Origin of the sequence: Porphyromonas miyakawae (assembly GCF_045865415.1) — a bacterium.
In the GTDB taxonomy this organism is placed as follows: domain Bacteria; phylum Bacteroidota; class Bacteroidia; order Bacteroidales; family Porphyromonadaceae; genus Porphyromonas; species Porphyromonas miyakawae.
Genome location: NZ_BAAFSF010000004.1, coordinates 266,479 through 283,849 on the forward strand (window position 1 = coordinate 266,479; position 17,371 = coordinate 283,849).

The following is a 17,371-nucleotide window of genomic DNA, read 5'->3' on the forward strand; positions in this document are numbered from 1 at the left end:
AGACGTATTGAACAACGGATATATGGTTAGAATTGCATTGCTGGGCACAGTTCCTTCGCCAGGACATGTACAAAAGGTAGTTCATTTCATTCATGAGCTGGCCAAAAGAGAGACGCAAATTAGCTTGGCTAGTGGGTTGCGTGCTGCGCTGTGTACTGAGGGAAAAGGAATAGAGGCAATTACTGTTTTTGAGGATAGAGTGCCCGAGGAAACTGATTGTGTGGTCTGCTTTGGTGGAGATGGCACTCTGCTGAGGAGTGTACACAGGATGCCGTCACTCTCTATACCTATCTTGGCGATCAATAGTGGGCATTTGGGTTTTCTTACGGATATAGATTGTGAGGAAGCACTCCACTATATTGAGCGATTGTTTGAAGAAAACCCCTGTGTCGAGGAGCGAAGTCTTTTGGAAGTGACCGATGGGGCATCATTCTTTACTACTGCGCTTAACGAAATAGCTATCCTGAAGCGGGAGACCGCCTCTATGATCAGTATTGAAACCTATATCGACGGACACTATTTAGCCGACTATGCAGCCGATGGCTTAGTGATAGCTACTCCGAGTGGCTCTACTGCCTATTCACTTAGTTTGGGGGGACCTATTACCTATCCCTCCTGCCCGGTTATCTTGCTGACTCCGATTGCTCCGCATAGCCTTAATATGCGTCCACTTGCAGTACCCGACAATATCTCTATTGAGCTTAAAGTGAAGTCGCGGAGTTCTACTTATATGGTGGCAGCCGATGGGGAGGCTTCTGTTTTTCCTACGGAAACTTCGCTTGTAATAAGGAAGCATAACGATACTCTAAAGCTGATAAGATTAAGCAGTCGCTCCTTTTCGGAAACTATTCGCAACAAACTATTATGGGGAAAAAACTTACGCTAATGAGAAAACTAAAAGCTCTATTGTGGGCTACTATTCTGCTGCCCGCACTTTTGGCCTGTAATCGTCAGGGATTGATACAGAACCGGTCAACGCTCGCTGCGTTAGATAGTGTGTCGCGCATAGCCGGGCACCTTGGCATGGAGCGGATGAATGCACAGCTTGAGGAAGTGGGGTCGCTTACCGAAGCTGAAAAAGAGGCACTTCGCTTCCTATACGCCTATATGCCGGCTTGTGATGTATTAGACTATTCTTTGGCTTTTCATTTGAGTAATGTGCGCAGTGCTCTGGCGGCACGTGAAGCGATGCCGTGGGGTAAGAAAGTACCCGAGGAGGCTTTTCTGCATTTCGTCCTGCCGGTAAGAGTCAATAATGAGCATTTAGATAGTAGCAGAATCCTCTTTTACGAGGTATTAAAAGAGCGCGTGGCCGGTATGACTATGGAGCAGGCCGCCCTTGAAGTGAATCATTGGTGCCGTCAGAATGTTACTTATGCACCGAGCGATGCACGCACTCACTCCCCTTTGGAAACGTTTAAGAATGCCTTAGGCCGGTGTGGAGAGCAATCTACTTTTACCGTAGCTGCGCTTAGGGCTGTTGGCATACCTGCACGACAAGTTTATACCCCCCGTTGGGCACATACCGATGATAACCATGCTTGGGTAGAAGTATGGATAAATGGTAAATGGCACTTTATGGGAGGTAGTGAGCCGGAGCCTACTTTGGATAGGGCTTGGTTCAATAGTGCTTCGAGTCGGGCCATGCTGGTGCATACAAAGGCTTTTGGTCATTATGCCAATCCCAATGAGGAGGTAATCAAAGAGACGGCTAACTACACGGAGGTGAATTGTATTACTACCTATGCGCCTACACAACGTGTGGAAGTGAAGGTTAAGGCAGCCGGTTTGCCGGCTGCGGATGCCTCTGTGGCGTTTACCATATACAACTATGCAGAGTTTTACCCTGCTGCTAAGCTGAGTACGGATGCAGCTGGCAAATGTGCCCTTACGACCGGTAAGGGAGATATGCTCGTTTGGGCTTGGCTTGGAGATAGTTGCGGCTATGCGGTTGCAAGAGCAGATGCTTTGGAGCCGCTGCAAATAGACCTTGAACCATTGGACAAGCTGCACTTCCCCGAATCTCTGAAACTGACTCCCCCTATGGAGAGTAATTTTGTAGCTTTGAAGGAGGTCACGCCCGCTATGGCAAGGGAGCATGCGTTGCGTATGGCCTACGATGATAGTGTGCGTACTGCCTATGAGGCTACTTTTGTTTCGCCTAAAGAGGCTGTAGAGGCGGCTTTACAGATGGGATGCGATGGGGACCTTTTGTCCCACATTTTACTCAAAGCGAGAGGCAACAGTCGCGATTTGCTCGCCTGGTGTAAGGCGAATCCTTCGCTGAGGGACAGAGCGCTTCGCTTATTGTGTGTGATGAGCGATAAGGACGCTACGGACATTGATACAGCGTTTCTCTCTACTTGGGTAGAGCGTATGCCCCAGCAGATTGATGACAGGCAGCTCCGTTATCAGTACAACCCACGCATCGAAAATGAGCATTTGAGTGATTGGTATGCTGCCGTGAGGGAGCTAATAGACGAAAATACCCTGGCGCACTTCCACGAACAGCCCGAGGCGATCTCTCAATTGGTCACCTCTTGGGAAAGAATAGATGATACGAATACGAATGGAACGCTTATTTCTCCGCTAAGTGTTATTCAATATGGCAAGACGGATCAGTATAGTATGAAGCTTGCTTTCGTAGCGATAGCACGTAGTGCCGGCCTTTTGGCACGTATCAATCCGCAAAATCGTCGAGCTGAAATAGTGCTTCCGAAAGAAACTGATTTTCGGGCGGCTCCGTTTGAATTGCTTGAAGCAGAGAACGCTTCTCTCAAAGGGTTCCTCTCCCTTGCCTATGAGGGCAAAGAGCCTGCTCAGAGCATCAACTACTACACGCGCTTTTCTATTGCGCAGCTTACCCCTGCCCATCCATTTCCTGCCACACAATACTATGATGAGGAAAAATCGAGTTTGCCGACTCTCTTTGGAAATGGTCGCAAGCAGCCTTTAGATGCCGGGCTGTGGCTGCTTACAGCCGGTACGCGCATGGCGAATGGCTCTGTGCTTGTACGCATTACTCCGTTTAATATGGTGGCCGGTGTAGATAATAAAATGACGCTCCTCCTACCCTACGATGAAAACGACGTGAGCGTGATCGGTAATATCGATTGTGAGCAGCTTTACTACAGGCCTAACGGAGAGAAGCGCTCTATTCTTAGTACCACGGGAAGAGGCTATTTTGTTCTGGCGATTCTGAAGACCGGTACGGAGCCCACACGGCATCTTTTGCACGATTTGGAGAAGGTTAAGGCACAGTTGGATGCTTGGGGCAGACCCTTCCTCTTCCTCTTCCCATCAGAGCAAGATGCCGATGCTTTCCGTAGTGCCGATTATCCTCGTCTTCCAGCCAATATCTGTTACGGATTAGATGCCGATAGCTCGGTTGCCGATATGCTACGTGCGGCAGTTACAGCCAAAGGAACAGAATGGCCCATCATAGTGGTAGCCGACTCCTTCGGACGGGTTGTCTACTACCGTCAGGGATATAATATCTCCACAGGAGAAGAAATAGTGCTTACAATCCCTAAACTATGATGCAAAACCGGGATGAGCAGTACATGCAGCGTGCGCTCGATTTGGCACGTGTAGCAGAAGGATTCACAAGTCCTAACCCTATGGTTGGGGCGGTGATCGTGTATAACGACCGAATAATAGGCGAGGGATATCATCATTGTGCAGGCCAACCCCACGCAGAGGTCAATGCGGTTGCCTCCGTGAAGCCTGAAGATAGGGCTTTGCTCAGTGAGTCTACTATATATGTTTCCTTAGAGCCTTGCGCTCATGTGGGAAAAACACCACCGTGTGCAGATTTGCTTGTTGAAAAGCACTTTAAGCGTGCGGTGATCGCCATGGAAGATCCTTTTCCTCAAGTAGCAGGGCGAGGCATTAAACGGCTGGAAGATGCCGGTATAATAGTCAAGGTGGGCGTATTGGCAGAGGAGGCACGTGCACTCAACTGCTTTTTCCTAACCGCAGTCCGAGAGCAACGGCCCTATATTACGCTTAAATGGTCGGAGAGTGCAGATGGCTTTATCGATTCGATACGAACGAAGGAGTGCGACAAGCCATTCCATTTTAGTGATGCCTTGCGCGATAAACATGTGCATCGCCTACGGCATTTGCACGACGCTATACTCGTGGGTAGCCATACCGTTGCATCCGACAATCCGCTTCTTACCAATCGTCTGTGGTGGGGTCGGAGTCCCATTCGGATAGTGCTTGATAGCGGCTTGCGCTCTGTCGCACCCCATGTGCGACTCATGCACGACGCTTCCGCTCCTGTGCTGATCGTATGTAGCGAAAAAGCCCCCTTATTGTGCGAACTACCCTCTCACGTATCCCTACTAAGGAGAAGCAACTCCCGGCCCAACGACTTGAGTTCCCTACTACATGAGTTCTACGAGAGGGGAATTCACTCTGTTTTGGTAGAGGGAGGTGCTTGCACGCTGCAAAGCTTTCTCGACAGCGGTCTGTACGATACAATTGATCGTGAAGTAACAGCAGTACGCTTGCGGCATGGGGTGCCGGCTCCCTCTTTACCCGAATAGGGAGTTGTTCGTTGCTACTTTTCATCCGAGCATCGCAAGAGAATAAAACTATTTGAGGAGTGCTTCCATAGGGAGGCACTCTTTTGTTTATACCTATTTGGATAATACTCCGAATGAGGGAAAGCATCGCAATAGAATGCAGCTCGATGAGCAGTGAAGCCAATAAAAAAACTCCAAGGTGCTTATTCGATAAGCCTCTCGGAGTCTTGTGGAGTGGTGCCACCAGGAATCGAACCGGGGACACAAGGATTTTCAGTCCTTTGCTCTACCAACTGAGCTATGGCACCTCCTCTTTTGAGCTTCTTTGGAAGTATCCCACACAGAGTACTTCTTTGGCGAAGCCGAGTGCAAAGGTAATACATTTTTTGTAACCTGCAATACATTTACCCAATTTAGCGGTGAACAATTTGTTTTTTCGATTGTTACCAAAATGATATACTATATAGGGAGAGTGAAAAAGAAAGAGGATTAGATAGAGCATGAAGTTATCATCATTTAAGGTAGATGTACCCAAGCATTTAATTGCCACTGAGCCTGCGCCTCACCGCGACGAGTCGAGATTGATGGTATTGCACCGCAAGAGCAATGAAATTGAGCACCGACAGTTCAAAGACATCATAGAATATTTTACTGCAGGCGACACCTTTGTTTTCAATGATACGAAAGTAATCCCGGCTCGCCTCTACGGAGTAAAGGAGAAGACCGATGCACGCATTGAGGTATTCCTCCTACGTGAGTTGGACGAAAATAATAAGCTGTGGGATGTGCTCGTCGATCCGGCGCGTAAGATCCGTATTGGCAATAAGATATGCTTTGGCCCCGACCGATCACTCATTGCAGAAGTGGTGGGCAATACCGTAAACGGAGGCCGCGCGCTCAAGTTTCAGTACGATGGACAGCACGAGGAATTCAAAAGCTATATATATGCCTTAGGGGTGCCCCCACTGCCGGATTATATCAAGCGCCCTGCCGTAGAGGATGACTTTGAGCGATTCCAAACCGTTTATGCCAAGCGAGAAGGCTCCGTAATAGCCCCGGGAGCCGGACTGCACTTCAGCCGTGAGCTTATGATCCGTCTTGAGCTGGCAGATATTCGCAAGGCATTCCTTACTGTACACTGTGGGTTGGAAAACATGGAGGATAAAAAGGTGGAAGACCTCTCCAAGCACAAGAAGAATAATGAGCGTATGATCGTTCCCAACGAGTGCTGCGAAAAAACAAAGCTCTCAGTAGAGGCCGGCAAGCAGGTAGTAGCTGTGGGATGCTCTACCCTACGCGCATTGGAGACAGCAGTCAGCACCGATGGACTCCTGAAACCTTTTGATGGATGGACCAACCTATACATAACGCCCGTAAACGAGGAAAAGCCCTTTGAGGCGCGCTTGGCTACTGCATTGGTAACAGGCTTCCACATGAGTTACTCGCAAGCTCTCTTTATGACCTGCGGAATGGGTGGCTATCAAGAGGTAATGAAGGCATACAAAGTAGCCGTTAAGGAGGGATACAGATTCGGCATCTACGGAGATGCAATGCTGATTATCGACTAATGGCTCTACTGGCTATTGCCTTAGGCAGTAACTTAGGCAACAGAAGCGACTTCCTCTGCCGTGCCTTAGCGGCATTGGAGGAGGAAGTGGGCACTTTAGGGGCTATATCCCCCTTCGTAGAGAGTAAAGCGGAAGGCTTCGAAAGTGAGCATACCTTCCTCAATGCGGCTGCACTTATACAGACCACACACTCTCCCGAAGAGCTTTTGGAAAGGACGCAACGCATAGAGCAACGCCTCGGACGCACCAAAAAGAGTACTCCCTCCACAGGCTATTCCGATAGAACGATCGACATTGACTTGCTGCTCCTGGAGGATTGCATTATGCATACCGATAGGCTTACCCTGCCGCATCCCCTCATGCACCTCAGATCCTTTGTACTTGCACCGCTCTGTTGCATAGCCCCCACTATGGAGCATCCCATTCTAAAGAAAAGTATTCAGGTGCTTTTAGAGAATGAACGACACTAATACACTGCAAGACACCATCATAGCTCCCGCCACAGGGCAAGGAGGGGCGGTTACATTGATCCGGCTCTCCGGGAAAGCGGTTACTACCCTTCTGGCAAAGAGCTTCCGCTCTTCTCTACCTATCAGCCACGCACATGCAACCTATGGGCACATCGTAGAGGGCGAAGAGGTGATCGACGAAGTACTCGTTACTTACTTCCAAGCCCCCAAGAGCTATACAGGGGAGGACACCGCCGAGATTAGCTGCCATGCCTCTCGCTACATAGTGGAGCGCATAGTGGCACTCTTTGTGGCGAGTGGAGCACGTCTGGCAGAACCGGGGGAGTTTACGCTTCGGAGCTTTCTCAATGGGAAACGAGATTTAGCAGAAGCAGAGGCAGTGGCCGATTTGATCCATGCCGAGGGAGAGGCACAGCATCGCCTGGCTATGGCGCAGCTCAAAGGCGCCTATAGTGAACACCTTCGAGAGGTACGCAGTAGATTAATTGAGTTTGCTTCGCTGATCGAATTGGAACTTGATTTCTCTGAGGAGGATGTCACCTTTGCAGATCGAGATAGACTGCTAAGCCTTGCTGAAGGGGTGCGCTCCATGATACAGGAGCTTATCGACAGCTACCAAACCGGACGAAAGATTCGCAACGGAATAGCTACCGCAATAGCCGGTATTCCCAATGCAGGTAAAAGTGCGCTCCTCAATGCGCTCTTGCAGGAAAATAGGGCTATTGTAAGCGATATAGAGGGGACTACACGCGATACAATCAGTGAGACATTACTTATCGAAGGGCATCCCTTTAGAATCATCGATACAGCCGGCTTGCGGCATTCCGAAGACCCCATTGAGCAAATGGGCGTAGCGCGCACAATGGAAGCCATTGAAGAAGCCGACATTGTCCTACTGCTGATTGATGCAGTACGATGCGATAAACCGGAGCATATAGCGAAGCAACTCGCCCCTATCGGCAGCATCAAAGTACCGGCACTTTGCGTTCTCAATAAGATTGACCTATTGGAGGCGGCCGCAGTAGAGGCTCTGACTGCGCAACTAAAAGGAAAAGTACCTTTCCCCATACTGCCCATCTCGGCGAAAGAGAAAAAGGGTTTGGAGCCACTTCGGCAACAGCTACTACACACCGCCAAGGGAGATGTAACAGAGCCGTCTCATGTAGTAACGAACTTACGCCACGTGAAGTTACTCAAGGTGGCTGCCCACAGCCTAAATGCCACTATCGAGGGACTAAAAAAGGATATGGAAGGCGCGCTGCTCGCTATTGAGCTACGCAGTGCCATTAAGGCGATCGGAGAGATAACCGGCGAAACCATCAGCGACAACAACCTCTTGGAGCACATCTTCGCCAACTTCTGTATCGGCAAATAATGCGCACTATCGTCTATGATCCGGCATTATTGGGGGTAATAGCGCATTTACGCTCTGATAAGACGAGTGCCTCCCCGATGGGCGTATATTATTCTACGATGCTCAAGACAGCACATTCCTCAAAATCGAAGAATACGCCGTAGGCAATGTAGAATATTTCGAGGTGCTGAAAGTCGATAAACTCCTTTTGCGTCGGGATATTTTTAGACAGATTGCCCGTTCTTTATAATGCGTTGATTGTACGCCCAATAGATTTCGTCAAAATTAAACACCTGTTGGACTTTTCCAGCAGGGCTTATTTTAATGATAAACGGGTTTCCCGTGTAACGTGGACGACCTGTGAAGTCAAGGTGGAAATACCTGTACCCGTTACGCTCGGCTGTGGATAGCTGCACGATATCAAACCCGTGCTGTGCCGCATACTGTTTTGCGATGTCGTTATAATCTTTCATATTCCTGTTTCCAAATTTAGTTGTTATCACCCTAAAAACGGCAAAATAGTTTTTTCTTTTTCGCACCTCAACGAATAAATACCCAAAATTGCTGTTTGCTTGCGTTCTGCCGGCTTTGAGTTTGTTTTTGGTATAAGTTTAATGGCTTACGCGGAATTAAAACGCCTTTTCCTTAAAATCGGCTCTTTCGTTATTCTGCACCGCCTCCCCTCGTAGGGGTTGCCGTGCAATACACCGATGGTCCGGAGGCGGGTTACCTTGCAGCCTATCTGCTCCGCCGTGAATAGCTCATAAATAGCGGAGGGGCTGTGGAAATAGAGCTCCTTGCGCTCGTCCTCTCCGAGCAAGGGGAGGGATCTGCCGGGTAAGATGCGTGAGAAGAGGGAGCTTTTAATCAGATTGAGCTTGCGACACGTAGAAGAGAAGGAAAGCAAAAGCGCCTCCGGCACATCTTGTTACGAATAGAAAGAAAAAGGAAGTAATCAATATGGGGAATGGGGCTGCACCGATACGCCACGGCAGCCTCGCTTAATAGAAGCAGCAGGGCGGATTATTTACTCCACCATGAAGACATCCGCCGTTATCTTGATCCAATTATTGTATTTGGCCTTACCCGTTACCTCCGCATAGAACTCCTTACCGGCATCCATTAATCGGGAGACCACGAGGTTCATCATCTCAGGGATATACCCAATGCGATCCTGCTCGTAGAAGAAAGCGATGGCATATTCGTCGTATTCATTTTTAGGCTGACGCACCATTCTCAAGAGAGAGCCTTTATCTATATGAGAAGCGATCTCCTCTATATTTGGTACAAACGATGTGCCTGCCACGACTACGCTCAGTAGATATATCTTCTGCTTGGGCAGCCCTAAGCTATTGACCCCACCGGTAGCCAGTAGCGCCACCAGATTATCATCTAACCTACTCAGTTCGTTTGCCATGATTCCCTCAATCTATAATCCGCCGACCTAAGTATTGCGATCGATACTCTTCGAGCAAGGAGATAACCTCCTGTAGTTGTTCTTTTTCCTTCATTCGCTCTTGAATGCTTTCTTGTAGCTGTAGCTCTCTCTCTTTCACCCATTCAGGATCTGCAAGCTTCTCTTCGTGACTAAAGGGGAACATGAGCCTAAGCTTCGCTATTTGTTCGGCTAATTTATCGATCCGCTTTCTTAAGCCTTCTATTTTTTCGTCCCAATTAGCATACATACCATCGAGTATCACATTATCAAGCAGCCCCTTTGAAGCCAACACCTGATACAGTGTGGTGAGTTTCTCTAAATCACCGGTTTGATACGCTTCTGTGGCGATATGAAATACTTTAATTGCAGATTCACCGGCCTCCGGATTCAAGTCCGGATGGGTAGCCTTTACAATCGTCTGATAGAGCTTTCGCATCTGCTTAGTCTCCTCTAAAGTGAGCTTGGGTAAGCTGAGCAGCTCCTTGGCTCTCTTTATTTCCTCGGCTTTATCGTCCAATAGCTTTTGGTGAAGCGAAGTGAACTTTGCGATCTTCTCCTCTATGTCAGTCAGATCAGGTGTCTCATCGCGGTTTACATACTGCTGCAGAAGGCGCTTGCGCTCAGAAAGGATTCGCACACTCAAGAAGAGCGACAGATCCTCATACTCAAGCTTACCGAAGAGGCTCTGGTAGGTTGCCGTAAGCTTGGGCCCTGTGTGCTCCTCCATCTCTTTAAGCAACATAAAGAGTTCGCTGAAATAACGTCCCAGCTCCTGATACTCCTGCTGCTTTTTCTTCGACTCCGGACTTAGCTCAATCATACGACAGTATCTACTTTATCTTCTTTTAACAATCCAAAGATATAAAAAAAGCCTCTCTTTTATATGCCTTGCCTTCACTTAATCCTTAAGCGAAAAGGTGCCTCTTCACCTCCGCCAAGCGCTATATCGATGTGGCTCTCTATGGAGAGGGGTATGGGTTCGGTAGAAGATTTACGCAGCAGAAGGATATCCCCTTGATGGATTACATTAAGTTGCGAAAAGGCGGCTACGGCACACTCCGGCATATAGGAAGCAAAAGACTCCGAGCGGTGTGAGCCATCAGGCATAGTCACAGAGAGGGTCAGTTGCTCTGCCGCATAGTGCAGTAGGTTGCCCTCTTCAACCACTCCGGGCTGCACATAAGGCTCCGAGAAATGTGCTACTGCACTATCCTGAAAAGCTACAGCCGCATCCCATGGATAGCCACAATCTGACAGTTGTGCCAGCCGTCGGGGGGCCAGAAGTTCAAAGCCTACGCCCAATGCTTTCACGTAACGAAGGGCAAACTTAGTGGCCACCTCTTTACCGGTCTTTGCTATCATGAGGGCTAATACAGGCACAGCTTCGTAACAAGGCTCTCGATCTGGCAGAAAAAAAGGAAAGCCGCTCCGCAGCACGCTCTCACCTTTATAATAGAGCAGCGGCGCCTCTTCGCTTTCTTCTGTGAATAATGCGGTATATACCTTCATTGTGCTTTACATTTACTGCTGAGCGTCTGCCGTGCCGGCCTGAGCATCCTCAGCGGGAAGCTCATTGGGCTGCAGCTCTCCTATAACCACAAACTCGGTGCGTCGGTTCAACTGATCCGCAATGGCCTGCTGCTCCTCACTTAGCGTAGCGATAAGCTCGTCTGTGAGTTGGGTAGCCTCCTCGGGTAGGGGCAGCTGCTTACGAATAGCCTCCGTGATCGTACGGGGGCGGGTCTTTCCAAAACCCTGCCACTCCAGTCGCCCTTCCTCTATCCCCAGAGTAATTAAGTAGGCAACCACGCTGTGGGCTCGCTGCTCCGAAAGGGTCTGATTGTAGGCATCGGGTCCATGACGGTCGGCATGCGAAGAGAGCAAAACCCGTATGTCGGGATTCTCTTTAAGTATTTTTGCCATCTCTTGCAGTGCGGTTTCACTCTCCGGCCGAAGGGTTGCTTTGTCAAAATCGTAATAAATATCACTAAATACCTCGGGTCGCTTGCGTGAAGCAAGAAAGAACTCTATCTCATAAGTCTCACTCTCCGTAACACTATCGGTAGCGAAAGCGAGGTACTGATTGAGGTAATCGGCATGAGAAGCAAGTAGCAGGTAAGCGGTTTGCGTATCCAATTGCAGCGTAAAGAAGCCATCCACACGCGAAGTAGCCGTACGATATTCCAAGGGATCACTATCGCTCACCAAGCGCACAATAGCCCCCTCAATGGGATATCCCTCACGATCCGATACATATCCCTCTAAGGTAACCGTAACGGCATTCCGATAGAAAGAAAACAGATGGGGATAACCGCGTCGATCATTACGGGAGGAGGCAAAATAACCCTCTTCCGAATGCGCTTCGTCGGGAGTCGGGTTAAAGGCCATTCCATAGTCATCGAATGAGGAGTTAATAGGACTGCCGGGGTGGCTTACCTCCCATTCGCCCTCTTCGTTAAGCCGTGCGCAGTATATATCTAAGCCTCCCAAACCCTGATGTCCGTCCGAAGCGAAGTAGAGGGTACTATCATTGTAGAAAGAGGGATACATTTCGTCGCCTGATGTATTGATACTACTACCCAAGTTAGTAGGCGGCATGACACCAATCTGACTCACTGCAACGGAATAGAGATCCTTTCCCCCATAGCCGCCTGTGCTTACAAATACCAGCTTAGAGCCGTCAGGCGAGAGTGCCGGATGGGCTGCCATACGAGTTGAATCATCCCAAAGGGGTACCTCCGTACCGGCTGCATAGCCGCCTTCGCCACTTCGTGCAGCACGATAGATTTTAGCTGTGCGGTCATATAGGTCGCTCTGTGCCACGCAAGTATAATAGAGTGTACTGCCATCGGGCGTAAGCGCAGGGGTTGCATTGTCGTTGCCGTTATTGATCCCTCCGCTGATACTATCGGGGCGCGACCACTCGTTGCGCAGATTCTTTTTGGTGGAAAAGAGTTGGTTATTCTTCTCGCCTGTAGCCGGCTGATCGGCAAGCGCCTCATCCCTACTGCGTGCTGAAGAGAAGATAAACTCGCCTCCATCGGCTGCAAAGACACCGGCAAAGTCACTCCTTGCCGAATTAAATGCCTTCATCTCCCTTACGTGATAGCGAAGCCTATTCTCTGCCAAGCTATCCTTCATACTCAAGAGCTGCATCATTGCCGTTGCTTCGGCATCATCGGGCTGCCGCACCAAATGGGCTTCTGCAAGCTTCCGTGCCTCCTCATACCGCCCCAACATCTCGTAAAGGCGGGCCTCCACAAGCCAAGATGCACTATCCGACGGCAATAGATGATGAGCGATACGGTAATAGCTCAAGGCACGCATCGGATTGCGCATCATACGATAGTTTTCGGCCGCTTTATAGGCAAAGTATCCTTTTTGCTCCGATTCCTTACGAGGCGTGGAGCGATATAGCTTCTGATATAGTTCTGCAGCCTCTGCATAGCGTGCGGCTCCATCGGCCCGCTCAGCCTCCTTGATCCGCCGTGCCCGACAACCTGCGGAGCAGAAGGCAAACGCACAGAGAAGCAGCAGGGTCAGCGAAACCCTAAGAGCTTGTGTAATTGTATGCTGAGTCGCCATTCCGGATGCTGCATAATATAGTCCATACATGCTTGTAACGTCTCATGCGTGCTATTTATTACCTCATTGGGCTCGATAATCGGGCTGAGGCAATAGCATTGCGCAGGAGGCAGCGCAGTGATAGATGGGGGTAAGGGGGCGCCCGCTCCAAATGGGAAACGCCACTCATTCACCCCGGAGGGAAAGTTGCTCTTTAGAAGGGGAAACGCCTCCGGCTTCGGACTCACCGTAACCCAATCCAAGCCGGGCGGCACAGGGCGTGTGCCGTTCGTTTCGATACTTTGTCGGTAGCCATGCCGTCGGAAGAAGTCAATTACCTCCTCATCGATACTAAGCGTAGGCTCACCCCCCGTCCAAAGAAGATTGTGCGTCGGGTAGGCCCGTAGTGCTTGAAGAATTGTTTCCTCGGAAAGCTCCTGAAAAGCAGCAAAGTCAGTATCGCAATAGGGACAAGAAAGATTGCAATGCGACAGACGCACGAAGCACATAGCCATACCGCTCTGTCCGCCCTCTCCCTGCAGCGAGTAGAAGATCTCGTTTACCGGCAACCGCTTCATAGCTTCTATACCCACTGCACCGACTCTAGCGAATAGGTGGCACTACACTTGGCCGTCTCCTCTACTTTGCAAGCTACCAGCGTAACGCCACTGCCTGTGAGTGCACAGGGGGCGATCTGCTCAACCAAATAGCGGGCAATAGCCTCTGCCGTCGGATTAAAGGGCACTACTACTATGCTCTCCTCCTCCACGGCCTGAAGGGCAGGCAACCAAGGATCCGCTTCCCAAATCAGCGTGCGATGATCCCAATGAAGCTCTAGCCAAGCACAAAGACGCGTCTTAATCTCACTAAAGTCAATGATACGTCCTAAGCCATCCACCTCCGGAGCACTACACACGAAGTGGATACGATAGTTATGCCCATGCAAATGCCTACACTTACCCTCGTGTCCTACTACGCGGTGTCCCATGCTGATATCGTGGTAGCGCGTCACCACAATGCGCCCACCTGTTTTCTGCTTATCATTCATATTCTCGTCTGCAAAGATACTGCTTTCTGCGCTGTGCATACATTGTTTTGCAGCCTGCTTAGGGGGAAAGGTTTTGTTTTTTGCTGCGGGATCCCTACCTCATGGGTTGAGGAGACGCTCTTGGGATCATATCCCTAAAAATAAAAGAGGAGACCGGAGCATACCCCAATCCCCTCTTTCGAGCCTCTTGTCGGATTCGAACCAACGACCCCGAGATTACAAATCACGTGCTCTGGCCAACTGAGCTAAAGAGGCGAGGAGGGTGAGCGATCTCGATCGCACTGCTACAACCCACTACCCTTGCTGCGGTCAAGCCCTGGGGGATTCATAGGGAGCTAGTCGTCGAGGACTCACCCATAGTGGCTGCAAAGATAATAACTTTTTTGCTAACCACCTACTTTTATCCGACTGCTTCCTCAACTTTTCTTGCATTTTCGACAACGGATGGCTCCAATCTGCTCTATTTTCCCCTGTAGAACCTCGCTTTAGTGCAGGGCTTCACTTCCTTTTCCTCTAAGCAAAACCCTCAATGCTCAATCCTTTTTTGTGAGAAACCCCCTTTTGTAGATCCTTTGTGGCCGGGGGCCACTTAAACACAGACAGAGTGACCGAAGTCACTCCGTCCAATCTATGAATGTAAAACCTTGAGCGGCAAACGAGGCTCGAACTCGCGACCCTCAGCTTGGGAAGCTGATGCTCTACCAACTGAGCTATTGCCGCATCGCATGACACGCATCGTATCACGTGCTGCAAAGGTAATATTTTTTAGCAAAACCAAATGTACCCACTCATCGCCACAACCATCCACCATGAACCACACCGCACAGTACACCGGGCAACCCCTCTCGCAGCTTGAAGCGAACCTCAAAAAGTCACAAAGGAAAAGTTTCCATATATAGAAACTTTGTATATCTTTGTTCTATGAACAGACGGATTAGAACCTATGGGGGCTACTTCCAAGCTTTTGTCCAAACGTTAGACGATGACGTATTGCGTAAAATAGACTACCTGCTTCAGCTCCTCAAGAGCGAGGAGCGACTGTCCGCTCGATTTGTCAAGATGGTAAGTGATGGGCTTTTTGAGCTTAGGATTAGCGTCAAGGGAAATATCTATCGACTGTTCTTTATCTTTGACGAGGGAGATATCGTGATACTGCTCAATGGCTTTCAGAAGAAGACGCAGAAGACCCCTCGCAAGGAGATTGACAAGGCACTAAAGATTAAAGCGATGTACTATGCAGACAAACAATCACAAGATCGAGGACTATGATGCCATATTGGACAGCCGCTATGGAGCTGAAGGCACGGACAGCCGCAACGCTTTCGAGGAGGAGGCACGAGCCTTCTATGCCTCTCAGATACTCCTTAAGGCGAGAAAAGAGGTAGGACTCACGCAGGCTGAGCTTGCAAAGCGTGTCGGCACCTCTAAGTCGTATATATCCAAGATAGAGACCGGATCGGTAGAGCCGAGTGTAGGGCTTTTTTACCGCATCATCTCAGCCCTCGGACTAAGGGTGGAGATCGTCAAGCCCTTAGGCGTATAGATTGAAGTGCTTGCTCTACTTTAACGAGGTCGCAAGCCCACACCATATTTTCGCTTAGCACGTCCGGCAGAGAGAGGCAGCTATCAATAGGCACTGCATCTGTAAATAAGTTGATAACTTAGCGTCAGTTAATAAAGCAAAGCGCAACGATGATAGAAATCAGACATACCGAGAAGGATAATAAGGGAGTTTTCTCTCTACTGGCAAGCGGTCAACCGGCAGGCGAGCTTACCTATCACCATGCCGGCAAAGGGGTAATAATCATTGATCATACAGGTGTACCCTCATCATACGGAGGACTGGGGTACGGCAAACAGTTGGTCAAAGCAGCTGTGGAGTATGCACGCCAAAAAGAGCTGAAGGTGATTGCCCACTGCTCTTTTGCCCAAGCGGTCATAAGCAAGACGCCCGAGTATCGGGATGTACTGGAAGATCCGTCCGCAAGATAATCACCCTTTCGGCACATTCGTTCGCCCATTTTCAGAAGTTGGTGTAAAGGTAGTCACTCTCCTCCTCTGCACTATAAAGTGCACAACGACAGTGGCGCAACAGCACCATTATTCACAATAAATAAAGTACCTTTGAAGTACCGTAAGTTGTGCTTATTGATCCACTGCGTGCAGCTTACCGAAATAAATTAAGTAGATATAGTAAGTTTTTGATCTGATATGACAGAACCGGACACTTGCCCACACGATGCAGAAAAGACCCCGGATGGACTTAAAGGGCTCTCTTCCAAGGCCAATCATAACTTCTTTCTAATCTCTCTTTTACTCCTCATTTTCATCTTGGTCTTTCTCTTCGGCAAGCCGGCATGGGGGTACATGAGCTGTTTTTTGGGCGCAACTACCATCTTCGCCCTACTCCGCAAACAGATGCAAAAGCTAACTTATAAGTATCATTGGAAGCGGGGAGGCGCTGCGTTACTCTTAGTGGGTGAAGCGATTGTATTCTTTCTCATTCCTTTAGGTGCGATTGTCTCCATGCTCATCGACGTATTTAGCAATACGACGATTGACTATAAGGCGATCATGGATCAGATCAATGAGTGGAATAGCTATGTAGAGGAGCGGTTCGGCTTTACAATTCTCTCTTTAGACAATCTCGGCTATGTAAGTTCCTTTGGGCAGCGGGTAGTGAGTTCCTTAGTCAGTGGCACCTATTCGCTGGTACTCAATGGCATCATGATGCTTTTTGTACTCTTCTACATGCTGTATGAGCGTGAAGCCTTCGAACGCGCCATTGAGGAGCTACTTCCCTTCTCGCGGAGCAACCGACGCATACTCATCGACGAGTCGCAAAGCATTATTGTAGCGAATGCCATCGGTATTCCGCTCTTAGCGATCATTCAAGGGCTGTTTGCCTACTTTGGGTACCTTATATTCGGTGTTCCTACGGCACTCTTCTATGCCGTGCTCACTGCCTTTTCGACTATTATCCCGGTCGTGGGTACTATGATCGTATGGATTCCGCTGGGGCTCTTCTTTGCCCTCTCCGGTAATTGGACCGGCGCCATTGGACTGTGGATATACGGCCTATTGGTCATTGGGGGCGTAGACAATATTGCTCGCTTATTGCTGCAAAAAAAGCTTGCCGACATACATCCGCTTATTACCATCTTTGGGGTAATCTTTGGGATACCGCTCTTTGGCTTCTGGGGCGTTATCTTTGGGCCGCTGCTTCTGTCGCTGCTGATCCTCTTCCTCAATATGTTTCGGTACGACTATGTACCCGGCTCTACGGCTACACCGAGAGTAACTACCGACTACGAAGCCTCGGCACAGGGCAAACGAATCAATAAAGCGATAAAAGAGACGGCAGAAAAGATCAATACAATGACGAAACAATAACGAA

17 protein-coding genes and 3 tRNA genes are annotated in these 17,371 nt (G+C 49.3%); 10 read left to right on the forward strand and 10 right to left on the reverse strand.

Annotated elements, in window-relative coordinates:
- The first annotated feature begins 22 nt into the window (after positions 1–22).
- The 3 genes from ACLWMH_RS06610 to ribD are packed head-to-tail and all read left to right on the forward strand — an operon-like array spanning position 23 to position 4,553.
- On the forward strand, positions 23–886 hold the full coding sequence (locus ACLWMH_RS06610) for an NAD(+)/NADH kinase (RefSeq protein WP_411915917.1): 864 nt from the start codon (positions 23–25) through the stop codon (positions 884–886).
- Entirely contained in the window at positions 886–3,540 is a 2,655-nt protein-coding gene (locus tag ACLWMH_RS06615) for a transglutaminase-like domain-containing protein (protein WP_411915918.1), read from the forward strand. The genes ACLWMH_RS06610 and ACLWMH_RS06615 overlap by 1 nt, the downstream gene beginning before the upstream one ends.
- Positions 3,540–4,553, forward strand: coding sequence for a bifunctional diaminohydroxyphosphoribosylaminopyrimidine deaminase/5-amino-6-(5-phosphoribosylamino)uracil reductase RibD (gene ribD, locus ACLWMH_RS06620; protein WP_411916240.1), 1,014 nt, complete (start codon positions 3,540–3,542; stop codon positions 4,551–4,553). The genes ACLWMH_RS06615 and ribD overlap by 1 nt, the downstream gene beginning before the upstream one ends.
- 214 nt (positions 4,554–4,767) lie before the next feature.
- On the opposite strand, the gene ACLWMH_RS06625 is transcribed toward ribD, so the two are convergent.
- Positions 4,768–4,840 (reverse strand) — tRNA-Phe (locus tag ACLWMH_RS06625).
- A 192-nt stretch (positions 4,841–5,032) separates the two neighbouring features.
- On the opposite strand from ACLWMH_RS06625, the gene queA reads away from it, so the two are divergent.
- From queA to mnmE, 3 genes are read left to right on the forward strand one after another with little or no spacing between them, the layout of a single operon-like run.
- Positions 5,033–6,100, forward strand: coding sequence for a tRNA preQ1(34) S-adenosylmethionine ribosyltransferase-isomerase QueA (gene queA / locus ACLWMH_RS06630; protein WP_411915919.1), 1,068 nt, complete (start codon positions 5,033–5,035; stop codon positions 6,098–6,100).
- Positions 6,100–6,570 carry a 2-amino-4-hydroxy-6-hydroxymethyldihydropteridine diphosphokinase gene (gene folK / locus ACLWMH_RS06635; protein ID WP_411915920.1) on the forward strand — a complete coding sequence of 157 codons (471 nt, stop codon included), beginning with the start codon at positions 6,100–6,102 and terminating at the stop codon, positions 6,568–6,570. Before queA ends, folK begins: the two co-directional genes overlap by 1 nt.
- The gene (gene mnmE, locus ACLWMH_RS06640) at positions 6,557–7,945 is read left to right on the forward strand and encodes a tRNA uridine-5-carboxymethylaminomethyl(34) synthesis GTPase MnmE (RefSeq protein ID WP_411915921.1); all 1,389 of its coding nucleotides are present in this window, start codon (positions 6,557–6,559) and stop codon (positions 7,943–7,945) included. The genes folK and mnmE overlap by 14 nt, the downstream gene beginning before the upstream one ends.
- A 203-nt stretch (positions 7,946–8,148) precedes the next feature.
- Here the strand turns inward: mnmE and ACLWMH_RS06645 are convergent, their stop codons facing one another.
- From ACLWMH_RS06645 to ACLWMH_RS06685, 9 genes are all read right to left on the reverse strand, one after another.
- Entirely contained in the window at positions 8,149–8,397 is a 249-nt protein-coding gene (locus ACLWMH_RS06645) for a hypothetical protein (RefSeq protein WP_411915922.1), read from the reverse strand.
- 554 nt (positions 8,398–8,951) lie between these two features.
- The gene (locus ACLWMH_RS06650; protein ID WP_411915923.1) at positions 8,952–9,341 is read right to left on the reverse strand and encodes an HIRAN domain-containing protein; all 390 of its coding nucleotides are present in this window, start codon (positions 9,339–9,341) and stop codon (positions 8,952–8,954) included.
- A gap of 7 nt (positions 9,342–9,348) precedes the next feature.
- On the reverse strand, positions 9,349–10,182 hold the full coding sequence (locus ACLWMH_RS06655; protein WP_411915924.1) for a hypothetical protein: 834 nt from the start codon (positions 10,180–10,182) through the stop codon (positions 9,349–9,351).
- Positions 10,183–10,256: 74 nt separating this feature from the next.
- The gene (locus tag ACLWMH_RS06660; RefSeq protein WP_411915925.1) at positions 10,257–10,871 is read right to left on the reverse strand and encodes a hypothetical protein; all 615 of its coding nucleotides are present in this window, start codon (positions 10,869–10,871) and stop codon (positions 10,257–10,259) included.
- Positions 10,872–10,883: 12 nt separating this feature from the next.
- Entirely contained in the window at positions 10,884–12,977 is a 2,094-nt protein-coding gene (gene porE, locus ACLWMH_RS06665; protein ID WP_411915926.1) for a PorE family type IX secretion system protein, read from the reverse strand.
- Positions 12,902–13,504, reverse strand: coding sequence for a 7-carboxy-7-deazaguanine synthase QueE (locus ACLWMH_RS06670; protein WP_411915927.1), 603 nt, complete (start codon positions 13,502–13,504; stop codon positions 12,902–12,904). Before ACLWMH_RS06670 ends, porE begins: the two co-directional genes overlap by 76 nt.
- A gap of 5 nt (positions 13,505–13,509) precedes the next feature.
- Positions 13,510–13,974, reverse strand: a complete 465-nt coding sequence (locus tag ACLWMH_RS06675; protein ID WP_411916241.1) for a 6-pyruvoyl trahydropterin synthase family protein — start codon at positions 13,972–13,974, stop codon at positions 13,510–13,512.
- A 181-nt stretch (positions 13,975–14,155) separates the two neighbouring features.
- Positions 14,156–14,229: transfer RNA gene (locus ACLWMH_RS06680), tRNA-Thr, on the reverse strand.
- A gap of 392 nt (positions 14,230–14,621) precedes the next feature.
- Positions 14,622–14,694, reverse strand: a tRNA-Gly gene (locus ACLWMH_RS06685).
- A gap of 201 nt (positions 14,695–14,895) precedes the next feature.
- On the opposite strand from ACLWMH_RS06685, the gene ACLWMH_RS06690 reads away from it, so the two are divergent.
- The 4 genes from ACLWMH_RS06690 (at position 14,896) to ACLWMH_RS06705 (ending at position 17,367) form a co-directional block, all read left to right on the forward strand.
- Complete coding sequence (locus ACLWMH_RS06690; RefSeq protein ID WP_411915928.1) at positions 14,896–15,243, forward strand: type II toxin-antitoxin system RelE/ParE family toxin; 348 nt, start codon at positions 14,896–14,898, stop codon at positions 15,241–15,243.
- A complete protein-coding gene (locus ACLWMH_RS06695) occupies positions 15,209–15,517 on the forward strand; it encodes a helix-turn-helix transcriptional regulator (RefSeq protein WP_411915929.1) in 309 nt (102 codons plus the stop codon). Before ACLWMH_RS06690 ends, ACLWMH_RS06695 begins: the two co-directional genes overlap by 35 nt.
- A gap of 149 nt (positions 15,518–15,666) precedes the next feature.
- Complete coding sequence (locus ACLWMH_RS06700) at positions 15,667–15,966, forward strand: GNAT family N-acetyltransferase (protein ID WP_411915930.1); 300 nt, start codon at positions 15,667–15,669, stop codon at positions 15,964–15,966.
- Between the two features lie 219 nt (positions 15,967–16,185).
- Positions 16,186–17,367 (forward strand): AI-2E family transporter, encoded by a 1,182-nt coding sequence (locus tag ACLWMH_RS06705; protein WP_411915931.1) that lies wholly within the window; start codon positions 16,186–16,188, stop codon positions 17,365–17,367.
- The last annotated feature ends 4 nt before the right edge of the window (positions 17,368–17,371 follow it).

Bases quoted from the DNA above. Each gene is read 5' to 3' on its own strand.
- ACLWMH_RS06610 (WP_411915917.1), top strand. From the start codon at position 23: ATGGTTAGAATTGCATTGCTGGGCACAGTTCCTTCGCCAGGACATGTA.
- ACLWMH_RS06615 (WP_411915918.1), top strand. From the start codon at position 886: ATGAGAAAACTAAAAGCTCTATTGTGGGCTACTATTCTGCTGCCCGCA.
- ribD (WP_411916240.1), top strand. From the start codon at position 3,540: ATGCAAAACCGGGATGAGCAGTACATGCAGCGTGCGCTCGATTTGGCA.
- queA (WP_411915919.1), top strand. From the start codon at position 5,033: ATGAAGTTATCATCATTTAAGGTAGATGTACCCAAGCATTTAATTGCC.
- folK (WP_411915920.1), top strand. From the start codon at position 6,100: ATGGCTCTACTGGCTATTGCCTTAGGCAGTAACTTAGGCAACAGAAGC.
- mnmE (WP_411915921.1), top strand. From the start codon at position 6,557: ATGAACGACACTAATACACTGCAAGACACCATCATAGCTCCCGCCACA.
- ACLWMH_RS06645 (WP_411915922.1), bottom strand. From the start codon at position 8,397: ATGAAAGATTATAACGACATCGCAAAACAGTATGCGGCACAGCACGGG.
- ACLWMH_RS06650 (WP_411915923.1), bottom strand. From the start codon at position 9,341: ATGGCAAACGAACTGAGTAGGTTAGATGATAATCTGGTGGCGCTACTG.
- ACLWMH_RS06655 (WP_411915924.1), bottom strand. From the start codon at position 10,182: ATGATTGAGCTAAGTCCGGAGTCGAAGAAAAAGCAGCAGGAGTATCAG.
- ACLWMH_RS06660 (WP_411915925.1), bottom strand. From the start codon at position 10,871: ATGAAGGTATATACCGCATTATTCACAGAAGAAAGCGAAGAGGCGCCG.
- porE (WP_411915926.1), bottom strand. From the start codon at position 12,977: ATGTATGGACTATATTATGCAGCATCCGGAATGGCGACTCAGCATACA.
- ACLWMH_RS06670 (WP_411915927.1), bottom strand. From the start codon at position 13,504: ATGAAGCGGTTGCCGGTAAACGAGATCTTCTACTCGCTGCAGGGAGAG.
- ACLWMH_RS06675 (WP_411916241.1), bottom strand. From the start codon at position 13,974: ATGAATGATAAGCAGAAAACAGGTGGGCGCATTGTGGTGACGCGCTAC.
- ACLWMH_RS06690 (WP_411915928.1), top strand. From the start codon at position 14,896: ATGAACAGACGGATTAGAACCTATGGGGGCTACTTCCAAGCTTTTGTC.
- ACLWMH_RS06695 (WP_411915929.1), top strand. From the start codon at position 15,209: ATGCAGACAAACAATCACAAGATCGAGGACTATGATGCCATATTGGAC.
- ACLWMH_RS06700 (WP_411915930.1), top strand. From the start codon at position 15,667: ATGATAGAAATCAGACATACCGAGAAGGATAATAAGGGAGTTTTCTCT.
- ACLWMH_RS06705 (WP_411915931.1), top strand. From the start codon at position 16,186: ATGACAGAACCGGACACTTGCCCACACGATGCAGAAAAGACCCCGGAT.